Origin of the sequence: Bifidobacterium canis (assembly GCF_009727065.1) — a bacterium.
Classification (GTDB): domain Bacteria; phylum Actinomycetota; class Actinomycetes; order Actinomycetales; family Bifidobacteriaceae; genus Bifidobacterium; species Bifidobacterium canis.
Genome location: NZ_WNLP01000001.1, coordinates 251,747 through 272,325 on the forward strand (window position 1 = coordinate 251,747; position 20,579 = coordinate 272,325).

General features: G+C 57.6%; 16 protein-coding genes, 2 tRNA genes and 1 pseudogene. 12 read left to right on the plus strand and 7 right to left on the minus strand.

Translation table 11 applies throughout. The features are described 5' to 3' along the window. Positions 1 to 69 precede the first annotated feature (69 nt). From pflA to GSD1FS_RS01115, 11 genes and pseudogenes are all read left to right on the plus strand, one after another. Positions 70 to 972: a pyruvate formate-lyase-activating protein gene (gene pflA / locus GSD1FS_RS01065; protein WP_155588005.1), complete on the plus strand. Its 903-nt coding sequence runs from the start codon at positions 70 to 72 to the stop codon at positions 970 to 972. A gap of 120 nt (positions 973 to 1,092) precedes the next feature. Then, a pseudogene (locus GSD1FS_RS01070) lies at positions 1,093 to 2,387 on the plus strand (HRDC domain-containing protein). A gap of 54 nt (positions 2,388 to 2,441) precedes the next feature. Beyond that, the gene (gene tig / locus GSD1FS_RS01075; protein ID WP_343030151.1) at positions 2,442 to 3,821 is read left to right on the plus strand and encodes a trigger factor; all 1,380 of its coding nucleotides are present in this window, start codon (positions 2,442 to 2,444) and stop codon (positions 3,819 to 3,821) included. 237 nt (positions 3,822 to 4,058) lie between these two features. Beyond that, complete coding sequence (locus GSD1FS_RS01080; RefSeq protein ID WP_155588208.1) at positions 4,059 to 5,342, plus strand: chloride channel protein; 1,284 nt, start codon at positions 4,059 to 4,061, stop codon at positions 5,340 to 5,342. 122 nt (positions 5,343 to 5,464) lie between these two features. Continuing rightward, positions 5,465 to 6,052 (plus strand): ATP-dependent Clp protease proteolytic subunit, encoded by a 588-nt coding sequence (locus GSD1FS_RS01085; protein WP_155588209.1) that lies wholly within the window; start codon positions 5,465 to 5,467, stop codon positions 6,050 to 6,052. Positions 6,053 to 6,057: 5 nt separating this feature from the next. Further along, on the plus strand, positions 6,058 to 6,759 hold the full coding sequence (locus GSD1FS_RS01090) for an ATP-dependent Clp protease proteolytic subunit (RefSeq protein ID WP_155588006.1): 702 nt from the start codon (positions 6,058 to 6,060) through the stop codon (positions 6,757 to 6,759). 128 nt (positions 6,760 to 6,887) lie between these two features. Beyond that, the gene (gene clpX / locus GSD1FS_RS01095) at positions 6,888 to 8,219 is read left to right on the plus strand and encodes an ATP-dependent Clp protease ATP-binding subunit ClpX (RefSeq protein WP_155588007.1); all 1,332 of its coding nucleotides are present in this window, start codon (positions 6,888 to 6,890) and stop codon (positions 8,217 to 8,219) included. Between the two features lie 85 nt (positions 8,220 to 8,304). Continuing rightward, a tRNA-Arg gene (locus GSD1FS_RS01100) sits at positions 8,305 to 8,378 on the plus strand. A 56-nt stretch (positions 8,379 to 8,434) separates the two neighbouring features. Beyond that, positions 8,435 to 8,511, plus strand: a tRNA-Arg gene (locus GSD1FS_RS01105). Positions 8,512 to 8,817: 306 nt separating this feature from the next. Continuing rightward, on the plus strand, positions 8,818 to 10,224 hold the full coding sequence (gene nhaA, locus GSD1FS_RS01110; RefSeq protein WP_155588008.1) for a Na+/H+ antiporter NhaA: 1,407 nt from the start codon (positions 8,818 to 8,820) through the stop codon (positions 10,222 to 10,224). Positions 10,225 to 10,318: 94 nt separating this feature from the next. Further along, positions 10,319 to 11,092 (plus strand): LOG family protein, encoded by a 774-nt coding sequence (locus GSD1FS_RS01115; RefSeq protein WP_155588009.1) that lies wholly within the window; start codon positions 10,319 to 10,321, stop codon positions 11,090 to 11,092. A 6-nt stretch (positions 11,093 to 11,098) separates the two neighbouring features. Here the strand turns inward: GSD1FS_RS01115 and GSD1FS_RS01120 are convergent, their stop codons facing one another. The 7 genes from GSD1FS_RS01120 to GSD1FS_RS01150 all read right to left on the minus strand — a co-directional run bounded on the left by GSD1FS_RS01120 (position 11,099) and on the right by GSD1FS_RS01150 (position 18,921). Next, positions 11,099 to 11,770 (minus strand): O-methyltransferase, encoded by a 672-nt coding sequence (locus tag GSD1FS_RS01120; RefSeq protein ID WP_155588010.1) that lies wholly within the window; start codon positions 11,768 to 11,770, stop codon positions 11,099 to 11,101. A gap of 1 nt (position 11,771) precedes the next feature. Further along, positions 11,772 to 12,719 (minus strand): succinate dehydrogenase/fumarate reductase iron-sulfur subunit, encoded by a 948-nt coding sequence (locus GSD1FS_RS01125; protein ID WP_155588011.1) that lies wholly within the window; start codon positions 12,717 to 12,719, stop codon positions 11,772 to 11,774. Between the two features lie 87 nt (positions 12,720 to 12,806). Beyond that, positions 12,807 to 14,684, minus strand: a complete 1,878-nt coding sequence (locus GSD1FS_RS01130) for an FAD-binding protein (protein ID WP_155588012.1) — start codon at positions 14,682 to 14,684, stop codon at positions 12,807 to 12,809. A 51-nt stretch (positions 14,685 to 14,735) separates the two neighbouring features. Then, a complete protein-coding gene (locus GSD1FS_RS01135) occupies positions 14,736 to 15,869 on the minus strand; it encodes a DNA-processing protein DprA (protein WP_246165677.1) in 1,134 nt (377 codons plus the stop codon). Between the two features lie 20 nt (positions 15,870 to 15,889). Further along, positions 15,890 to 17,422: a YifB family Mg chelatase-like AAA ATPase gene (locus tag GSD1FS_RS01140; RefSeq protein WP_155588014.1), complete on the minus strand. Its 1,533-nt coding sequence runs from the start codon at positions 17,420 to 17,422 to the stop codon at positions 15,890 to 15,892. Further along, on the minus strand, positions 17,422 to 17,877 hold the full coding sequence (locus GSD1FS_RS01145; RefSeq protein WP_155588015.1) for a YraN family protein: 456 nt from the start codon (positions 17,875 to 17,877) through the stop codon (positions 17,422 to 17,424). Before GSD1FS_RS01145 ends, GSD1FS_RS01140 begins: the two co-directional genes overlap by 1 nt. 174 nt (positions 17,878 to 18,051) lie before the next feature. After that, positions 18,052 to 18,921, minus strand: coding sequence for a pyridoxamine kinase (locus GSD1FS_RS01150; RefSeq protein ID WP_155588016.1), 870 nt, complete (start codon positions 18,919 to 18,921; stop codon positions 18,052 to 18,054). Between the two features lie 307 nt (positions 18,922 to 19,228). On the opposite strand from GSD1FS_RS01150, the gene GSD1FS_RS01155 reads away from it, so the two are divergent. After that, positions 19,229 to 20,551: an O-acetylhomoserine aminocarboxypropyltransferase/cysteine synthase family protein gene (locus GSD1FS_RS01155; protein WP_155588017.1), complete on the plus strand. Its 1,323-nt coding sequence runs from the start codon at positions 19,229 to 19,231 to the stop codon at positions 20,549 to 20,551. Positions 20,552 to 20,579 lie beyond the last annotated feature (28 nt).

The following is a 20,579-nucleotide window of genomic DNA, read 5'->3' on the forward strand; positions in this document are numbered from 1 at the left end:
CCCCATTTGCTTTGTATTGTTGTTGTGTAGTGTGCTACCGTGTTAACCGTCAAACGGAAGGTGATTGCCATGTCGAATTCAGAGCAGAATTCTCCAGACAAGTCGTTTCGCACGACCACCCGCCACATGTTGAAAACCTCGAAGGAATACCAGCGTCAAACGTTGATGGGCGGGCTTTCGGGTTTCGAATCACCGATCGGGCTTGACAGACGTGACCGCATTCAAGCGTTGAGAACAGGTGACATCGGATTCGTGCACTCGTGGGACATCAACACGTCGGTCGACGGGCCCGGAACACGCATGACGGTGTTCATGAGCGGATGCCCATTGCGGTGCCAATACTGCCAGAACCCCGACACTTGGAAGATGAGGGACGGCAAGCCCGTCTACCTCGATGCGATGATCAAGAAGGTCGAACGCTACAAAGACCTGTTCCAATCCACAGGCGGAGGCATCACGTTCTCCGGCGGCGAATCGATGATGCAGCCGGCATTCGTTTCACGCGTGTTCCGCGCTGCGAAGGAGATGGGCGTGCACACATGCCTTGACACTTCGGGATTCCTCAACGCCAACTACACCGATGAGATGATCGACGACATCGACCTGTGCTTGCTCGACGTGAAATCCGGAGACGAGGAGACCTACCACAAAGTCACCGGAGGCCTGTTGCAGCCGACGATCGACTTCGGGCAAAGACTCGCCAAGCAGGGCAAGAAGATCTGGGTACGCTTTGTGCTCGTACCGGGACTCACCTCGTCGGAGGAAAACGTCGAAAACGTGGCACGCATCTGCGAGATATTCGGCGATGCACTCGAACATGTTGACATTCTGCCGTTCCACCAGCTTGGACGACCGAAGTGGCATGAACTGCGCATCCCATACCCGCTGGAAGACCAGAAAGGGCCTTCTCAGGCATTGCGCGACCGCGTGAAGAAGCAGTTCGAAGCCCACGGATTCACTGTGTACGTGTGAGTGTCGAATGAATGAGCTTCGAATAGTGAATTGTTCATAGTGCGCGCCATGACACCGATCGGTGTCATGGCGCGCACTATGATTCGAGACAGTATCGATGCATAGTTCAGGAGGACGGCGGTGAATCCAGGGAACAGCGAGCCCGTGCTGCAGACCGAGCCGAAGGAAGGCGTTCCCGACGTCACCGACACCCTTGCCGACTATGAACTGACATGCGAATTGTATGCCGCCGCTTCCGGTTCACTCGCCGCCGATGCGGAACGCGCGAGCGGCTACCGGTATGGCCATGAGGATTGGCTCATCCAGTTCAAGCGCGAAGGCGCACCCATCGCATTACTCGACCCGGTGGCACTGAGCAAACAGGGCGCTGATTGGAGCTTGTTCAACGAAGCGATCGGCGACAGCAATTGGATTCTGCACGATTCACGCCAGGATCTTCCCGGATTCGCGCAAATCGGCTTGCGCCCACAGCGCCTGTTCGACACCGAAATCGCCGCCCGACTGCTCGGACTGCATCGGTTCGGTCTCGCCTATGTGACGTCGTACTACCTCGGCATCACGCTCGCCAAAGAGCATTCCGCCGCCGACTGGTCGTACCGCCCATTGCCACGAGATTGGCGCAACTATGCGGCGCTTGACGTTGAACTGCTCATCGACCTCGAACGTGCGATGACCCATGACCTCAAGCAACAAGGTAAATGGGAATGGGCTCTTCAGGAATTTGCTTATGCATTGCAGGAGGGGCTGCAGCCGGTGAAACCGCATCCGGTCCCTTGGCTCCATATTTCGCATATCAGCGCATTGCACAACGACCAACGGGCTCTCGCCGTCGCGAAAGAACTGTGGACGGAGCGCGACAAGCTCGCCAAGGAATACGATATCGCCCCAACGCTACTGCTCTCTGACGCGGCGATCATCGAAGCCGCACAGAAAAACCGCATAATGCACGTCAATTCAGGGAGATCCGTTCGCTCAACGAGCGCGTGCGCATGCATCTGGGCAACGAGCGCGACAAAATGTTCGAACGGTATGCGCCGATACAGCGCAAAGTCAAGCCATCACTGTGGAAACGCACGATCCAACACGCACTCGATCTGCCGGACAACCGATTGCCGGTTCTGCCGGCCCTCCCAAACGATGATGCAGTGGTGAACGCCCCCAAGTCGATGAAGTTCTGGAAACAGCATCACCCGGAACGCTATGCGATGCTGCAGCGCTGCAAAACGGTGCTCAACCAGATTTCGGAAGACACACGTACGCCGGTCGATGTGCTGATCAAACCGCAGATCGTGAGGAACCTGTGCTGGACCGACGATCCCGCGTCGCGTGATGTCGCGCAATTCCTTGAGGAACAAGGCGCGAGAGCGTGGCAGATTCAGCTGCTCAGCGAGTCTTTGACTCGCGTTATTATGTAACGGTTGCCTACGGGCAGTTGTTGAAACCAAAAGAAAACTTTCAGGAGCGCAAGCGTGAAAATCAGCGTAAGGAATCTCGAGCCTACCAAGGCCAAGCTCACGATCACCGTTGACAAAGACGAGTTCGACCCATACCTCGAGCAGGCTCGCAAAGACATCGCCGAGCAGATCACCGTTCCGGGCTTCCGTAAGGGCCATGTGCCGGGCAAGCTCGTTGACCAGCGCGTTGGCTTCGGCGCCGTTGCCGGCGAAGCTGTGAACAAGACCATTCCAGACATGTATTCGAAGGCTCTCGACGAAAAGAACATTCGTCCGATGGCACAGCCTGAGATCGAAGTCGTCGAGATGCCGGAGAGCGCATCCGACGACACGAAGCTCAAGTTCACCGCAACCGTCGAGCGTCGTCCGGAGTTCGAACTGCCGAACCTCGAAGGCCTCACGATCGCAGTCGACAAGGCCGAAGTGAGCGATGACGATGTGAACAATCGTCTGGAAACGCTGCGTCAGCGTTTCGCCACTCTGGTCGGCGTCGACCGTCCGGCACAGAAGGGCGATTTCGCCAACATCGATCTGACTGCTCAGATCGGCGACGAAACCGTTGACTCGCAGGAAGGCGTCAGCTACGAACTCGGCTCCGGCACCATGCTCGATGGTCTCGATGAGGCCCTCGACGGTCTGTCGGCAGGCGAGGAGACCACCTTCGAAAGCACGCTGGAAGGCGGCGAACACGAGGGTGAAAAGGCTCAGGTCAAGGTGAAGGTCAACTCGGTGAAGGCTGAAGAACTGCCAGAGCTGAACGACGACTTCGCTCAGGAAGCATCGGAATTCGACACGCTCGATGAGCTCAAGGCCGAAATCCGCAAGAACATCGAAGCCGATGCCGAAGGCCGTCAGGCTTCCCTGGCTCGCGATGCATTCATCGAGACCCTCGAAGCTGGTCTCGATCTGCCGCTGCCGAAGGGTGTGCGCAAGCAGAACATCGACCAGCAGCTCAAGACCGCCGGTCTTGACGGTGATGACGCCGATCCGGAGCGCAAGAAGCAGGTCGAAGAAGAAGTCGACAAGATGCTTCGCGACCAGATGGTGCTCGACGCCCTCGCTGAGAAGCTCAACGTTCAGGTGTCGCAGGCCGACGTCTACAACTTCCTTGGCTCGATCGCCCAGCAGTACGGCATGGATCCGAACATGTTCATCCAGGCTCTTATGCGCAACGGCCAGATCGGTTCCGCAGTCGAAGAAGTCGCACGCTCCAAGGGCATGCTCGAGGGTATGCGCGCAGTCAGCTTCACCGTTGACGGCGAGCCACTCGACCTGACGAACTTCCTCGGCTCCGACGAAGACGACGCTCAGGCTCAGGCAGAAGAAGACGAGAGCGTGGCAGCCGCCGCAGCAGCGGCCGCAGTCGCCGACAATCTCTCCACCGATGCCGAGTGAGCGCCAAGCATCACGTGAACATCGAGTGAGATAGCTCATTCATGATTGAGGGGCTCCTGACATGCTATGTCAGGAGCCCTCGCAATTCCAGAGCAGAACGCGATATACGCGGTATTGCGGTGAACTCTGGCATGATCGCATATACGGCACAATCACACAGAAAGCAACAATCCAGTGAAAGAAGATGCAGGGCATTTCGACAACGATTTCGCAACCGCGAAAAGCGCTGAGACCGATATGCCGGCCGAGCAGCACAGCACCACGATCGCATCGCGAACATGGGCGCTGCTGTTGGCAGTCGTGGTTCTGGGAGTAGCCATTGGCGTATGCGCTGGACTGCTGACTCAATTACTGTATGCAATAGAGCGTTTCTGCTTGGGATTCGTGGAGAATCCAGACATGCCGGGGCCATTTCTGACACCCGCATGGAGACGAGCGTTGTCGGTATTCGCAGGCGCGACGATCGCCGCCATCGCATGGTGGCTGCTGCGCACCAAAACGACGGCGGTGCCGTCGGTCAAACAAGCTGTGGCTGGAAAACTCATGCCAGCATGGCAGACAGTGACGCATGTGCTCTTGCAGATCTTCATCGTCGGCACCGGCTTATCGGTCGGCAGGGAAGTGGCTCCGCGAGAGCTCGGCGCAATGCTGGCGCAACGTTGCTCACGATGGCTCAAACTCAATGCCACCGACATGCGCACGATCGTCGCGGTTGCGGCAGGCGCAGGCCTCGCAGGCGTCTACAATGCGCCGCTTGCCGGAGCGTTCTTCACGGTGGAGATTCTGCTCGTCGACGTGAGCCTGAGCACGGTGATGCTCTCGTTCCTCTGCTCCACGTTGGCGGCATGGGTGGCCACTCTGGTCAAAGGTTCGCACACGTTCTACGTGATAGGCCAGGTCGATTCGCGATTCTCTCCCGATCTGATGCTATTCGCCATTCCAGCGGGCATCATTCTCGGCATCTGCGGCGCACTGTTTCGCAAAGGTTCGCAATGGGCGGAACGCAACAAGGCAAGTGGCGCGTCGATTCTGTGGGCGTTGCCTGCAGCCGGTGCCGTGACCGGAGTGGTGGCGATCTATGTGCCGCAGGTCATGGGCAATGGCCGTGCCACCGCACAATTGGCGTTCTCCGGCACACCCACCATGTCGCTCATCCCGGTGCTACTGCTTTCGTTCGCGGCCAAAGCGATTGTGACTCTGATGACGATTCGCGCCGGTGCCTCTGGCGGTGTGCTCACCCCAGGCATCGCATTAGGCTCGTCAATGGGGTGCGTGTTGGGCATTCTGTGGATGCAGATGACGGGAACCAATTCGATAGGCGTATATGCGCTACTCGGTGCTTGTGCACTGCTGTCGGCATCGCAGAACGCCCCGCTGATGGCGATGACACTCGTCATGGAACTGACCGAAGCGCCGATGAACCTGTTCGTGCCGGTAGTGTTCATCTCGATGATCTCATTGCTGGCAGCTCATGTCACGACCGGCATCGTCGAACGCCGCACAGTGAGATTGCTCGGCTGACAGCTTGTTAGTTCGCATGAAATCACAGATATGGGAATAGATTGAATATGAACATGTTTGTACGAGTAGGCATTTTTGAAAGATAAGGAGACAACGTGAGTGATCTGATCACGTCCCCGATGATGGCGGGCGAAGACATGCCGGCTGGCCCGGCAGACCCCATTTTCAATCGTCTGCTCAAAGACCGCATCATCTGGCTCGGTGAGGAAGTCAAAGACGACATGGCGAATCGCATCTGCGCGCAGATGCTGATGCTCGCCGCGGAAGACCCGAAAAGCGATATTTGGCTGTACATCAATTCGCCGGGCGGATCCATCACCGCAGGTATGGCCATCTACGACACAATGCAGCTGATCGAACCCGATGTGGCAACCGTAGGTATCGGCATGTGCGCATCGATGGGTCAGTTCCTGCTGAGCTCCGGCACCAAAGGCAAGCGTTTCCTCACCTCGCATGCACGCGTGCTCATGCACCAGCCATCAGGCGGCATCGGCGGTACGACCACCGATGTGCGTATCAACGCCGAGTTGATCATGGACATGAAGAAGACGTTGGGAGAGCTGACCGCCGAGCAGACTGGCCACACCGTCGAAGAGATCTACCGCGACAACGAATATGACCACTGGTTCACCGCGCAGGAGGCGCTCGACTATGGCTTCGTCGACAAACTCGTCTCCACGCATGACACGATGAACAGCAACAAGGAGTGACACATATGGCATCCGAAGAAGCGAAATTCGTCGCCAGGGCAGAACGCCTCGCAGGGCCACGCGGCATAGCAGGGTTCCAGCCGGCCGCTGCGCGCGATGCCGCGATGCAGCCGCAGAACCGTTATGTCGTGCCGGAATTCACCGAGCGCACGCCGTACGGCATGAAAACCCAGAACCCTTACACGCGTTTGTTCGACGACCGCATCATCTTCATGGGTGTGCAGGTCGACGACACGTCGGCTGACGACATCATGGCACAGCTGCTTGTGCTCGAAAGTCTCGATCCGGGTCGTGACGTGATGATGTACATCAATTCGCCAGGTGGCTCGATGACCGCTATGACTGCCATCTACGACACGATGCAATACATCAAGCCGGACGTGCAGACCGTGTGCCTTGGTCAGGCGGCTTCGGCTGCGGCCATCATTCTGGCGGCAGGCACCAAGGGCAAGAGGCTCATGCTGCCGAATGCTCGCGTGCTCATCCACCAGCCGGCTATCGATCAGGGATTCGGCAAGGCCACCGACATCGAGATTCAGGCCAAGGAAATGATGCGCATGCGTGAGTGGCTTGAAGACACCCTCGCCAAACACACCGGCCAGGATCGCGATCGCATTTCGCGTGACATCGAAGTCGATACCTTCCTGACCGCTCAGGAGGCCAAGGACTACGGCATCGTGGACGAAGTGCTCGAACACCGCGCATAAGCGCGACCGATGGTGCAGCCGAACATTCGTGAGCATTCGCAGATAGGCTGCATTGCCTACAATATGGGTATGCGTGTGAACGCATACCCATATTGCGTATTGGGCGCGAAAGCGCGAGAGAGGATACTATGGGACGTGTCGTCAGCTACAACGATGGCGTGCAACGCTGCACATTCTGCGGGAAAAGCGAGCATGAGGTGCATAAGCTCGTCGCCGGTGCAGGAGTGGCCATTTGCGACGAATGCATAGGGCTGTGCGTGCAGATCATCAATGAGGAGAACGCGAAAGACGCTCGACTCGAAGTGATGAAACTTCCCAAACCCTCGCAGATCGCGGAAGTGCTCGACCGGTATGTGATCGGTCAGGACGAGGCCAAACGCACACTGAGCGTCGCAGTCTACAACCACTTCAAACGTGCGCAGATCGAGCGCAACGACTTGGTGACACGCCAGCAATCCGAACAATCAGGTCTTTCCGATTCCGCCCGTGCGATCCTCAACCCGCTTGACGAGGTGAGTGTAGCCAAATCGAACATCCTGTTGCTGGGGCCGACCGGCGTGGGGAAAACGTATTTGGCGCAAACACTCGCCAAGGCGATGCAGGTGCCGTTCATCATCGTCGACGCCACCTCGATCACAGAAGCGGGCTACGTAGGCGATGACGTGGAGATGGTGCTCTCCAGACTTGTGCAGGCCGCCGATGGCGATGTGGAACGTGCACGGCACGGCATCGTCTACATTGACGAAATCGACAAGATCGCACGCAAAAGCGGCGACAACACGTCGATGACCCGAGATGTTTCCGGCGAGGGGGTGCAGCAGGCACTGCTCAAAATACTCGAGGGCACCACGGTGAACGTGCCGGTGGATGGAGCGCATAAGCACAAGGATGGCGACACCGTCGAACTCGACACCGACGATATTCTGTTCATCTGCGGAGGAGCTTTCGTAGGTCTTGACGATATCATTGCACACAGGCTCGGCGCACATGAAAGCGGCTTCGGCGCCTCATGGCGCACCAACACCATTGAACCTGAGAAACTACTGGAACAGGTCAATGCCGACGATCTTGCAGAATTCGGACTGCTTCCCGAGTTCATCGGCAGACTGCCGGTGGTATGCGCATTACGTCAGCTTTCGGTGGAAGACCTCAAGAACGTGCTGACGAAACCGACGAACGCATTGACAAAGCAATATCAGAAACTGCTGTCTGTGGACGGGGTGGAACTCACATTCACCGATGATGCGATCGAAGAGATCGCGCGCACGGCGATCGACCGTGGCGTCGGTGCGCGCGGTCTTCGCTCGATCATCGAATCGATTCTCGAAGACACGATGTTCGACCTGCCCAACGAAACCGATGTGATCGGCGTGGTCGTTGACGCCGATTGCGTGACGTCTGGCGCATCTCCGAAACTGATTCGTGAGGAACCCCGGCAGGCGATGCGCGCTGTGTCGTGAGAGGTATGCGATAATTCGACACGCCGTGATTTGTGTCTTATTGCAAAACGTTGTATGTTAGTCGAGTTGCCTGAAGCAAGCAATTGCGCGAGTAGCTCAGTGGATTAGAGCAGCTGACTACGGATCAGCAGGTCGCAGGTTCGAATCCTGTTTCGCGCACTTGGCCAGCAGTCAGCACACTCCATATGGAGATGGGTTGGCATGCAAGGCAACATGCGCGAGTAGCTCAGTGGATTAGAGCAGCTGACTACGGATCAGCAGGTCGCAGGTTCGAATCCTGTTTCGCGCACCAGAAGCCCTTGAATGTGCATACGTTCAAGGGCTTTTCCAATTCAATCGCCACCTTATTTCGCCGGTGGGGATATGAAACCGCATCACGCTCATATAAGCCAAATCAATAAACCGCTATTTTCCAACGAAAATGGTTTTGCAAATTCAGCGCTTTCACGAGTTTTATATTCCCACCAGCGAATATGGGGATTGTGTGAGTGTGTTGTGCCTGTCGACACAGAAAGCTGGTGCGATGACTGGAGAATGCGGCATAATACACAGTTGGGTATTGTGTAAAAGTTATTGTGCGAATGAGTAGAGGACAAGCATGAGCAGCAAACAACGTGGATTATGGGCATCGATCAGGCGTGTGGCGGCCTCTGACCGCATATCCGGTTTGATCATGCTCGGCTTCGCACTGCTCGGTCTGCTGTTGGCGAACATTCCGGGAACCGCCCACTGGTTTGAAGAGCTTTCGCACTTCCATCTGGGTATTCCAGGCACGAACATCGACATGGGGATCGGTCACTGGGCGCAAGATGGTTTGCTCACGATATTCTTCCTCGTGGTGGGACTCGATTTGAGGCAGGAGCTGACCACCGGTTCGCTCGCCAACCCGAAGGCTGCGGCCGTTCCGATGCTGTGCGCAGTCGGAGGCATGCTTGTGCCGCCGATACTGTTCATCACCGTGATCTCGTTGTTCTCGAATTTCGGTGCCGGAGACCCGGGAAGCCTGATCATCGCCAATGGTTCGACGTTCAGCTTCGCCCAGACCGCACATGGTTGGGCCATTCCAACGGCAACCGATATCGCCTTCTCGCTGGCTGTGCTCGCATTGTTCGCAAAAGCTCTTCCCGGCTCCATTCGCGCGTTTCTGATGACGCTCGCCACTGTCGACGATCTGCTGGCAATCATTCTGATCGCCGTGTTCTTCTCATCGTTGAACGCATGGTATTGGTTCGTCGGAATCGCCGTGTGCGCAGTGGCATGGTACTTCCTGGTCAGACTCAAGAAAGTGCCTTGGTTCGGCGTCGCCGTCATCGGCATTCTCGCATGGGTCATGATGTATGAGGCGGGTGTGCACCCAACATTGGCGGGCGTGCTTGTTGGTTTGCTCACGCCTGCCCGTGCAATGTATGGGGAACGTTCTCCACGTGCGGAACGCTATGCGCAGAAGCTGCAGCCTTTCTCCGCACTGCTTGCCCTGCCTATTTTCGCGTTCTTTGCCACGGGCGTGCACTTCGACTCGATCACACCAATGCTGCTCGTGTCTCCCGTCGTGATCGCGATCATCATCGCACTGTTCGTAGGTAAGCCGCTCGGCATCATGATCACTGCATGGCTGTCTACGCATCTGGGTCCGTTCTCGATGCCGAAGGGGCTGCGTGTACGTGACATGTTCCCGGCATCGGTCGCCTGCGGCATCGGCTTCACCGTTTCGTTCCTGATCGCTTCTTTGGCTTACAGCAATGAAGAACTGTCGGCAGAAGCCCGATTCGGCGTGCTGCTCGGCTCGTTGGTCGCCGCTGCCGTCGCAGCCGTTTTGCTGAGCCGGCAGTCCAAGAGATTCGCCGCATTGAAGGCGAGCGATAGTTCGCAGCTCCAGTATGAGCGTTCCCATGAAGATGTGCAGACGTTGCAGGATGGCACGGTAGTCGTATTGCAGACGATGGGCGAAGATGCGGCTAAGGAACTGTCTGAGCTCAAAGACGACACAGACGATCGTCACGAGTGACCGTGCTGTCATATTGCGCGGTTTGGCATAGCCGCTGAGCCTGTTCGCAGCGGCTGACTAATCTGGCTTGTAGACCCATTGATGATGGAGGACTATGAGCGAGCAAACGAACAACACGCATGCGAACATGGAGCAGAACCCACTGGGCAAGACGTATACGCAAGGCCCCGTTCTGCTACGTGGCAAGATGATCCCGCAGGAGAGCACCTCGGAACGATTCCTGCAAACCGATTCTGAAACCGATTGGTTGCATCGCGACCCATGGCGTGTGCTGCGCATACAAGCCGAATTCGTCGATGGATTCGGCTCCCTTGCAGAACTCGGACCAGCCGTCAGCATCTTCGGCTCGGCTCGAACGAAACCGCAAGACAACAGCTACCAAGCGGCAATGCATATGGGTGAGAAAATCGCGCAACGCGACATCGCGGTGATCACCGGGGGAGGCCCGGGCATTATGGAGGCTGCGAACAAAGGCGCAGCCCAAGCCGGTGGCAAATCCGTTGGACTCGGCATTGAACTGCCCCATGAGCAGGGACTGAACCAATGGATCAACTTGGGCATGACATTCCGGTACTTCTTCGTGCGCAAGACCATGTTCATGAAATATTCGTCTGGCGTGATCGTATGCCCTGGCGGTTTCGGCACGCTTGACGAGACTTTCGAAGCGTTGACGCTTGTGCAAACACAGAAAGTGGCGAAAATGCCCATCGTGCTGTTCGATTCGTCGTATTGGCGTGGACTGTTCGACTGGCTGGAAGGACCAGTGCGCGAACATGGCATGATCTCAGGATTGGATCCCGATCTGATGACGATCACCGATGACGTCGACGAAGCCGTCGACGTGGCGACGAGCATGATTCGCGCATAGCGCCATTCAGTGGCGGGTGGCGACGAGCAAACCCCATCCGGTTTGCGACAGCGCCGATGAGAAGCGTTCGTCTTCCGCCACTGCATCGATCAGCTCCCGCATGGCCACGGCCTTATCGCTACGATCAGCGGGGTTCGTGAGCCCGCCTTTGGAGTCAGGGGACTCCATGGCGAGGATGTCGGTGAAAATAATCACGCCATCATTGCGCAGCAGGCGTGGAGCCTGCTCATATGCCGCGCGATAGTTCGCCGCGTCACCGCATACGACGATCAGATCGTAGTCGTCACCGTTCAATCGCGAGAGGAACTGTGCGGCATCGGCATTGACCGCGCGCAAAGTGGCGCGCGTCATCGTCGATGCGGAGCGGAACAATTGCCTGATCTGCTCATACCCGGTAGGCGTGGAATCCACGGCGGTGAGCTTATCATCGTTGCCAAGCGAGCACACGATCTGCGCGGTCTGCACCAATGAGCCAGTGCCGATGACGATCACCGATGACGCGTGCGCCATCGTTTTGAACATGCCCAGCATCGCGCCTTCGGCAGAGCACACAGTGCCGTCATTGCCGACGCTCATCAATTCGCGAGCCTGACGCACCAGTTCAGGTTCACTCGCATACTCACGGTTCTCAATCCACTCCCATGCGCGGGCATGGTTCTCAAACGACGTTTTGTCCATTTCACCGTTCCTTCACTTGTGCGATCAGCTGCCAGATCTCTTCGCCAACGTCAATGCCGCGCGGGCACTCACGAGAACATGCGCGCACGGATTGGCATGCCTGGATGCCATCGGCGGTATCCAAAGCGTCCAAACGCTCCTGTGTGGCCGTATCTCGCGAATCATTGATGAACCGAGCCTGATTGATCAACGCCGCCGGTCCGACGAACGCCTCACCACCCGCATACACAGGGCATGCGCCCTCACACACGCCACAGGCGATGCAGTTGCTCAACAACTCATATTTGGCGAGCTGCTCAGGGTTCTGCAGGTATTCGAACACGTCGATGCGGCCGTCGGCTTTCGTGCCCAACGCTCCATCATGAATCAAGTATGGTTTGAGCTTGCGTATTTGCTCGAGCATCGGGTCGATATCGGCGATCAAGTCTCGTTTAACAGGGAAACCAGGCAGTGCCGCGATTTCGATGACACCGAGATCGTCGCCTTCCGCAATCGCCTGCTCGGTGTCTTTCTCGAGTGCATTGGCGTCATCATCAGCGTCAACGTCGCCGGTTTTGCGGAATCCTTCGTCATCGTGGTAATCGACGTCTGGCAGGCGCTGCACCCATTGCCCGACTTGTGCGGAGCACAGCAACGTCGGCGTGCCGTTCACAGCCACGGCATCGGAACCACATATGCCATGACCACAGGAATAACGGAACGCCAACGTCGGGTCAATGTCGCGCTTGATGGTCAACAGGCAGTCAAGCAACGTGTCTTCCGGGTGTACGAGCAAACGGTACTCCTGCACCCACTGCTTGCCTCGAACACGGTTCGAGTTGCCACCAAAAGGAGAGCTGGCGCGTTTGCCAAATGGACTCGACGAATGCTTGCGTTCACGAGCCGGTCGGGGAGTGAAGCGGTGCACACGCAGCGTCACCGTCGCATGAACGGATGAATGAGAACTCATAAATGCCTTTCCTGCAGTAACCCATATGCCTTCCGTGACCCTAGCATACGAGCCGACACCATGAATGCGAAGTAAGTACAGCGAAAATCAGTAAGCTCGTGCGCCAGGCTCAATATCGGTGATTTGCACTGGTTTCCACTGCACATCACCGTTCAAACTCACAAACGAATGTTTGAGATACGCCGAGTCATCTCGCTTCGGAAAATCAGTGCGATACAGCGCGCCACGCGACTCATGACGTGCGCGGGTGGCTTCAAGCATGGCCAACGCCAGCTCGCACAGATGTCTGGCCTCGAGAATCGCGGTGACCTCCTGATTGAACACTTTGGCGTCGCTATGCGCATGGAGGGTCTGCGAGCGTGGCACGAGTTCATTGCGAAGTCCCGCGATCGCCTCGCCGAGCAACGCGTCGTCGGTGACGACTGCGGCATGGGCCTCCATGAATGTGCCGAGATCGGCGATCAAGGTATACGCATTGTCATCGGACTCCGAACGTTCCTCAGAGGTCTCTTCAGGTGAATCGGCGGGCGACAATACTTCGTTGATGATGGAAACCCTGCGTGAAGCCGCCCTGTCAAGCGCAGCAGGAGTTTCGAATGTCTCGCCCTCCATCTCAGCCGCAGCCACTGGGGCATCGGCAAAACGATCGGCCAACGAGCGTCCTGCACGAGTGCCGAACAAGCAGGCGTCGAGCAGCGAATTGCCGCCGAGTCGATTGGCTCCATGCACGCTCACGCACGAGCATTCACCTGCCGCATACAATCCCTCGACGGGCACGACATCACCTTGCTCATCGAGACGATAGACCTCACCCTGCGTGTTGATGGGAACGCCACCCATCGTGTAGTGCGCCGTGGGTTTGACCGGTACTAGATCGACGCTCGGATCCAATCCGGCGTATTGCTTGATCGTCTCCACCACCTGTGGAAGCGCCGTGTTCATACGTTCAGTGGGGATCGCCGTCATGTCAAGCCACACGCAATCCTTCGCCCCCTGAGGATCCTTTGGGTCGGCGATGCCGCGTCCTGCCATGATCTCACTGCGAATCGCGCGCGACACCACATCGCGGGCGGCAAGATCCTTATGCTCCGGCGCGTATCGAGCCATGAACGCTTCGCCATCGGCGTTGCGCAGCACGGCTCCTTCAGCGCGGGATGCTTCAGACAACAAAATGCCGGTATGAGCCAACCCCGTGGGGTGGAACTGCACGAATTCGCTGTCTTCCAACTGCAAGCCGGCCTGCAACGCCAACGCCATGCCATCGCCGGTCAGATCATGAGAATTGGAGGTCGTGTGGAACAGGCGACCAGCGCCGCCAGTGGCGAGCATGACGTTGCGCGCGGCAAGGGGACGAGTGACCCCTGATGCGATGTCGTAGGCCACAACACCTTCGCAAGTCGTGCGCTCGTCGTTCAGCACCACGTCGGTCACATACCATTCCTCGGCGAATTGAACGCCGTAGGCGACGCACTGCTGCCAGAGCGCGAACAGGATCTGGTGCCCGATGCGATCGGCGGCATATGCCGCACGTTTGACGGGAGCCTTACCGAACTGCATCGTATGACCACCGAAACGGCGTTGCGCGATTTTGCCGTCATCGGTGCGTGAGAATGCGACGCCATCGTGTTCGAGGTCTATGACGGTGGCAGGGGCTTCCTGCGCCAGTAATTTGGCGGCATCCTGATCGACAAGCCAATCACCGCCTTTAACGGTGTCGTAGTAATGCCACTGCCATTCATCGCTTTCCATATTGCCCAAGCTTGCGGCGATGCCACCTTCGGCGGAACCGGTGTGGGAACGCAACGGTTGCAGTTTGGAAACAACAAGAACCTTGGGTTCGATACCCTGATTGATGAGTTCTTTCACCTCTTCACTGCGGTAGAACCCCAGTGCGGCCGACAAGCCGGCTGCACCTGCACCGACGATAACCGCATCATACATTTCCTCGACGTTCGTTGGACTCATAGTTCGATTGTCGCACAAGGCTTGACGAAAATGCGCCCCTGCACAACGCTTTCACGCAAACGTTGTCAAAGCGGATTTGCCGACCTTACGGGGTTCATGCGATTCATGGCATATCTCATCGATGTTCGACGTGCTCGACAGCAAATATGCCTCCTGATCGGCGATGAGCTTGTTGCAGCCGGCGTGCGAAGGCATCGTGATGTCTCCGGGAGCGGCGAACAATCGTCTGTTCAGCTCATTGGCCCAGCCTGCAGTGTTCAACGCACCGGAGCGTAGCCTCGCCTGTGCCACGACAACGGTGTATGAGAGCGCGGCGATGATCCGGTTACGCAATAGGAACCTTCGGGCTTCCGGGACGGTTGAGGGAACGCATTCAGAGATCAGCGCACCATGCTGCATTCGTATCTGCTCGAAAAGACGCATGTTTGACAACGGGCCGCAATGGTTCAGCCCACCGGCGAACACGTCTATCGTCGGACCGGCGACATCGGGTCCCAACTGGGCCATGGCGTCCAGCGCACCCCAATGCGCCGCAGCATCCGCTCCGATCGCGCCTCCTGACACGACGGTGTGCCCGTTCAACGCGGTTTGGCAGGCGAGAGTACGTGCCACATGGCGACCATAATCGTTGACGCCACGGGAACCGACCACCGACAACGGCCGTTCGCAGGCGGTCAACGCCTGAATGTCTCCTTGCAACCACAACGCAAGTGGGGGAGCCCAATCGGAACGCAGCTCAAGGTCGTTGAGGGAGATCGGCCATGAAAGATCTCCGGGAACCACCACCTGATAGTCGCCGTGCTCGGTGTAGATGTCTTGTAGCTCATCGGGGTGGAACGTCGGCAATTGTTCAAGACGTTCGATCCAGTGCGCCGCCGCATGCTTGAACGCATCCACGCCACGGGCATGCGCTTTGCGCCCCCAGCGCGCCGTGCCGAGAATGAACACGCGTTCCGCTGCGCTCCAAGCACGGGATTCGGCTGCTTCGTTTGAGGCGACGGCAATGGCCAACAGCGCGTGCAGCGCCTGCGATGCAGGGTATGCTCCGTCAAAGCCTTTGAGTAGTGCAGTCATCAGCGCATTGGCGGATTCCATGCACTCGGTGAGCAGAATGCGGGCGAGACGCTCATCAAACGATTCCATGAGTGGCGCGACATCTGCCGCCGATGGAAAATGCTCGGTCATAACCAATCCTTTCATACAAGTCATGCGTTTTCCTGGGTGCGCAGACTCAACGCCCGGTCCACGTCATCAAGATTGGGGCTGCCTCTTCCATCGAGATCGCAGATCGTCCACGCCAGCCTCATCACCCGGTATGCTCCACGCAAGCTGATCTGATATGTCGACAACGATTTATTGACCACAGCAAGCACGGGTGCCGGCGTGTGCTCACGCAACCATGAGCCAGAGGCCTGCGCATTGCATGCCCAGCCGAACGAAGCGAACCGCTGTGCCGCGATTGTTCTCGCAGCGATGACGCGGTTGCGAATGTGCTCACTGGATTCGCCCTCCTGAGGTGCGGCCGCACCGATGTGCGACACGGGATTGACGCTCAATTGCATGTCAACCCGATCGAGAATCGGACCCGACAGCCTGGAGAAATAACGGATTCGATCTTTTTCGCGGCATGTGCATCGCTCTCCGGTGCCGAACCCGTACCCGCATGGGCATGGGTTCGCAGCCATGATGAGCTGAAAACGTGCAGGGAAAATCGTCACTCCTTTTGATCGAGACACAGCAACGAACCCGGATTCAAGAGGCTCGCGCAACGACTGAAGCACTCGTGGAGAGAATTCAGGAGCTTCGTCGAGAAAGAGCACGCCACAATGCGCCCTTGTCACCGCGCCGGGTTCGCCGATGCCTGCTCCACCGCCTACAAGCGAAGCCACCGTCGCAGTGTGGTGTGGGGCTTCGAAGGGTGGTGTGTCGCGAATGCCGTATGCTCCCAGCTGTCCGCACAACGAGCGAATCGATGCGACCTCGAACTGCTCCTGATGGTCGAGAGGTGCCAGGATTCCGGGAAACCGGGAAGCAAGCATCGTCTTGCCCATGCCCGGCGGACCCGTCATCAACACATGATGCCCACCGGCAGCGGCGATCGTCAATGCCTCCTTCGCCTCACGCTGGCCCACGACCTCGTTCATATCGCCCGGAAGAGTCAGATCCGCTTCGGGAACGTCACGTTTCTGGCTGTCGGCATGCACCTCGTGCACTTCATAGGTGGCATGGGCCCCAAGCATCTCCAGCAACTCGCCCAGATGCGAGACGCAGAACACTCGCAGGCCGTCCACCAGCTCAGCCTCATCGCGGTTCGCACGCGGAACAATCACGTTTTCGATGCCCTGCTCCTTCACATGCAGCATGATCGGCAGCAGACCATTGATCGGCAGAACCGTGCCATCGAGATTGAGTTCTCCCAACACCACGGTATTTTCAAGCGCACGAGGGCCTATGACGCCTGCAGCGCTGAGCACGCTGGCGGCAATGGCCAGATCGTGCGACGAACCACGCTTCGGCATCGAAGCCGGCGACATGTTCACGGTGACACGAGTGGCCGGCCAAGACACGCCGCTCGCCGTGCATGCCGATTTCACCCGCTCGCGAGCCTCACTCAGTGAGGCATCGGGCAATCCGATGATCGAGAAGAACGGCAAACCGGGGCTGATGAACGCCTGCAATTGGATGATGAACGCCTTCAATCCCACAAGTCCTACAGACAACGCGCCACCCAATGCCATCAGAACGCCTCCGGAATGTGGTGAATGCGAACATCGGCCTTGTCTACGGTGACGGCGATGACGTCAAAGCGAACACCGATATGGCGGATGCCTTTGCCCGCACTCATGAGCCACTGAACTGCGGAACGTCGTATCTTCACTTGCTTCGAAGCATGTACGGCTTCTTCAGGCAGACCATATAGCGTGGAACGGCGCGTTTTGACTTCAATGAACGCAATCGTGCCATGCGGGGTGAGAGCGATGATATCGAGCTCTCCGAACCTGCAATGCCAATTGCGATCAAGCACATGCCAATGCCGTTCGATCAGCCATGCATGGCATATCTGTTCACCGAGACGCCCCAGTTCGTGCGAGTCAAGATGATCGGCGAGTAGCCTCGCCTTGCACGCCTCGACCCCCAACGTGCCCAATTCATCGGCATGTATGCCGGTCTGATTCAAATTCTGTGTATCCATGCTCACAGTCCAGCAGGTCGAGGCGGCTCTCGCAACGAGGAAACCCAAGAATGTGGATAAGTGAGGGGTGGTTACGAAAAATGTGGAAACTCAAGCGTTTATCCACAGATTTGCAGGCAACAAAAAATGGGTCGGCGCATGCACCGACCCACTACACAAACAGTGTGAGTATTGTCAGTCGACGAGAGCGGTCAAGTCTCCCAGACTCAATTCGAAGCTGACGCCACGCTCTTCATAGTTGGGCTGGAACTTCGTTTGAATCATCGCATTATGCACGAATTCGCCAGCCAAACGTGCCGCAGCCGCCAAATCGAGTCCGGCCATCACGCCGCCGATCATCGCAGAGGCGAACGCGTCACCGGTGCCATGGCACATGTACGGCAGCTTCTCATGCACGCATTCGATCATCTGATCCGCACCATCCTGAGCGTTCGCCACAAAATTGCGAATGCGACCGTCATTGTGGTCGATGCCCTTGATCACAACGTTCTTCGCACCCATGTCAAACAGTGCGTTGACGAAATCCTTCACCTGATCGTTCGAAATATCTTGCCCCGGGTATTCGGTCCCAGTCAAAATGGAGGCTTCGGTCAGATTCGGCATCAACAGATCCGCGCCATCGACGAGCGCGCCCATCGCCTCGCACAGTTCCGCCGTGTAGGTGGCATACATCTGGCCGCCGTCACCCATCACCGGGTCGACGAAACGCAGCGAATTCGGGTATTCGCGGTACAGGCGCTGAATAATCGCCACCTGATCGGGGGAACCCAGGAAACCGGAATACACGCCGTCGAGGGCGACGTTCTCCTGCTGCCATGCGTCAAGGTAGCCGCTCAGCATGTCGGTCGTGTCTTCCATCGTGAACACCTTGTAGCGAGTGTGAGCGGAAAACAGCGCGGTAGGAACGGGGCACACGTCGCAGCCGGCGGCAGACAGAATCGGAATGGCCGCGGTCAGCGAACATTTGCCGTAGCCGCACATGTCATGCACGGCGGCAATGCGTGGAATGTATTCTCGATTGCGGTCGTAGAGTACTTCAGGCATATTTTCTCCTTAAAACGCAGAGGCGTTGATTTTCCCCACAATAGGCGCATGTGAAGCCAAAGAGCAATGCCGGGTGACTGAATATGGGCTGCCATCTCGATATCACCGCACGAAAATCAGCTGGGCGTGTCGTTTATTGACACATCGCGCGAAAAATCCGTGCAGTAATCCACTCATTAACAACCGTCGTCGCGCCAGTTGATAAGAGGGTATAAGAAAGCGCGATAACGCTGCGCTTGCATTTGCTTGCCAAGGCTCCTTATGGTGCTTACCAAGTTCACACCACACCAAAACGAAGGAACCACAGATGAGCAACGAACACACTCACAAGCCATACCATTTCGAAACACTGCAGCTGCACGTCGGGCAGGAAAACGCGGATCCGGCCAGCGACGCACGCGCCGTGCCGATTTACCAGACCACCAGCTACGTGTTCCACAACTTCGACCACGCCGAGGCGCGCTTCGGACTCGCCGACCCGGGCAACATCTATGGACGTCTGACCAACACGACGCAGGGAGTGTTCGAAGACCGCATCGCGGCGCTCGAAGGAGGCACTGCCGGACTCGCCGTCGCCTCCGGCGCGGCAGCCGTAGAATACGCGGTGCGCAACATCACGCAGTCAGGTGACCACATCGTCGCCGCCAAGAACATCTACGGTGGCACCTTCAACCTGCTGCGCCACACGCTTCCTCGCGACGGCATCACCACCACGTTCGTGCCCGCCAACGATCCGCAGGCGTTCGAAGATGCGATCCAAGAGAATACGAAACTCGTCTACTTCGAAACATTCGGCAACCCGAACGCCGATCTTCCCGACTTCGATGCGATCACCGAAATCGCGCATCGCCACCATCTGCCGGTGATCGTCGACAACACCTTCGCCACGCCATATCTGTTCCGTCCACTCGAACACGGCGCCGACGTCGTTGTGGAATCCGCCACCAAGTTCATCGGCGGCCACGGCACCACGCTCGGCGGTGTGATCGTCGAGGGCGGCAAGTTCAAGTGGGACGAGATCCCCGGCAAGTTCCCGACACTCACCGAGGCCGACCCCTCGTATCACGGACTGAACTTCTACGAAGCTCTTGGCCCGGCCGCGTTCGTGACCCGCATCCGCGCCATCCTGCTGCGCGACACTGGCGCCACACTCTCGCCATTCTCCGCCTTCCTGCTGCTGCAGGGCACTGAAACGTTGTCGCTGCGCGTCGAACGGCACGTGGAGAATGCGCTGAAGGTGATCGACTATTTGAAGACCGTGCCCGAAGTCGAATCGATCTCGCACCCGTCGCTCGAAGGACGCCCCGACCACGAGCTCTACGTCAAATACTTCCCGCACGGTGCGGGATCCATCTTCACCTTCGACATCAAGGGAGGCAAAGACGCGGCACGTGTGTTCATCGACAATCTCCACCTGTTCTCATTGCTCGCCAACGTGGCTGACGCCAAGAGCCTGGTGATTCACCCGGCATCGACGACGCATTCGCAGGAGACGCCGGAGGAACTGGAAGACCAAGGTATTCACGAAGGCACGATTCGCCTGTCGATCGGCACCGAATACATCGATGACATCATCGACGACCTCAAGGGCGGTTTCGAAGCGGTACGCGCTTCCGGCTTCGCGCGCTGAGAAAAATCGGGTCTCACATCTGCACAAC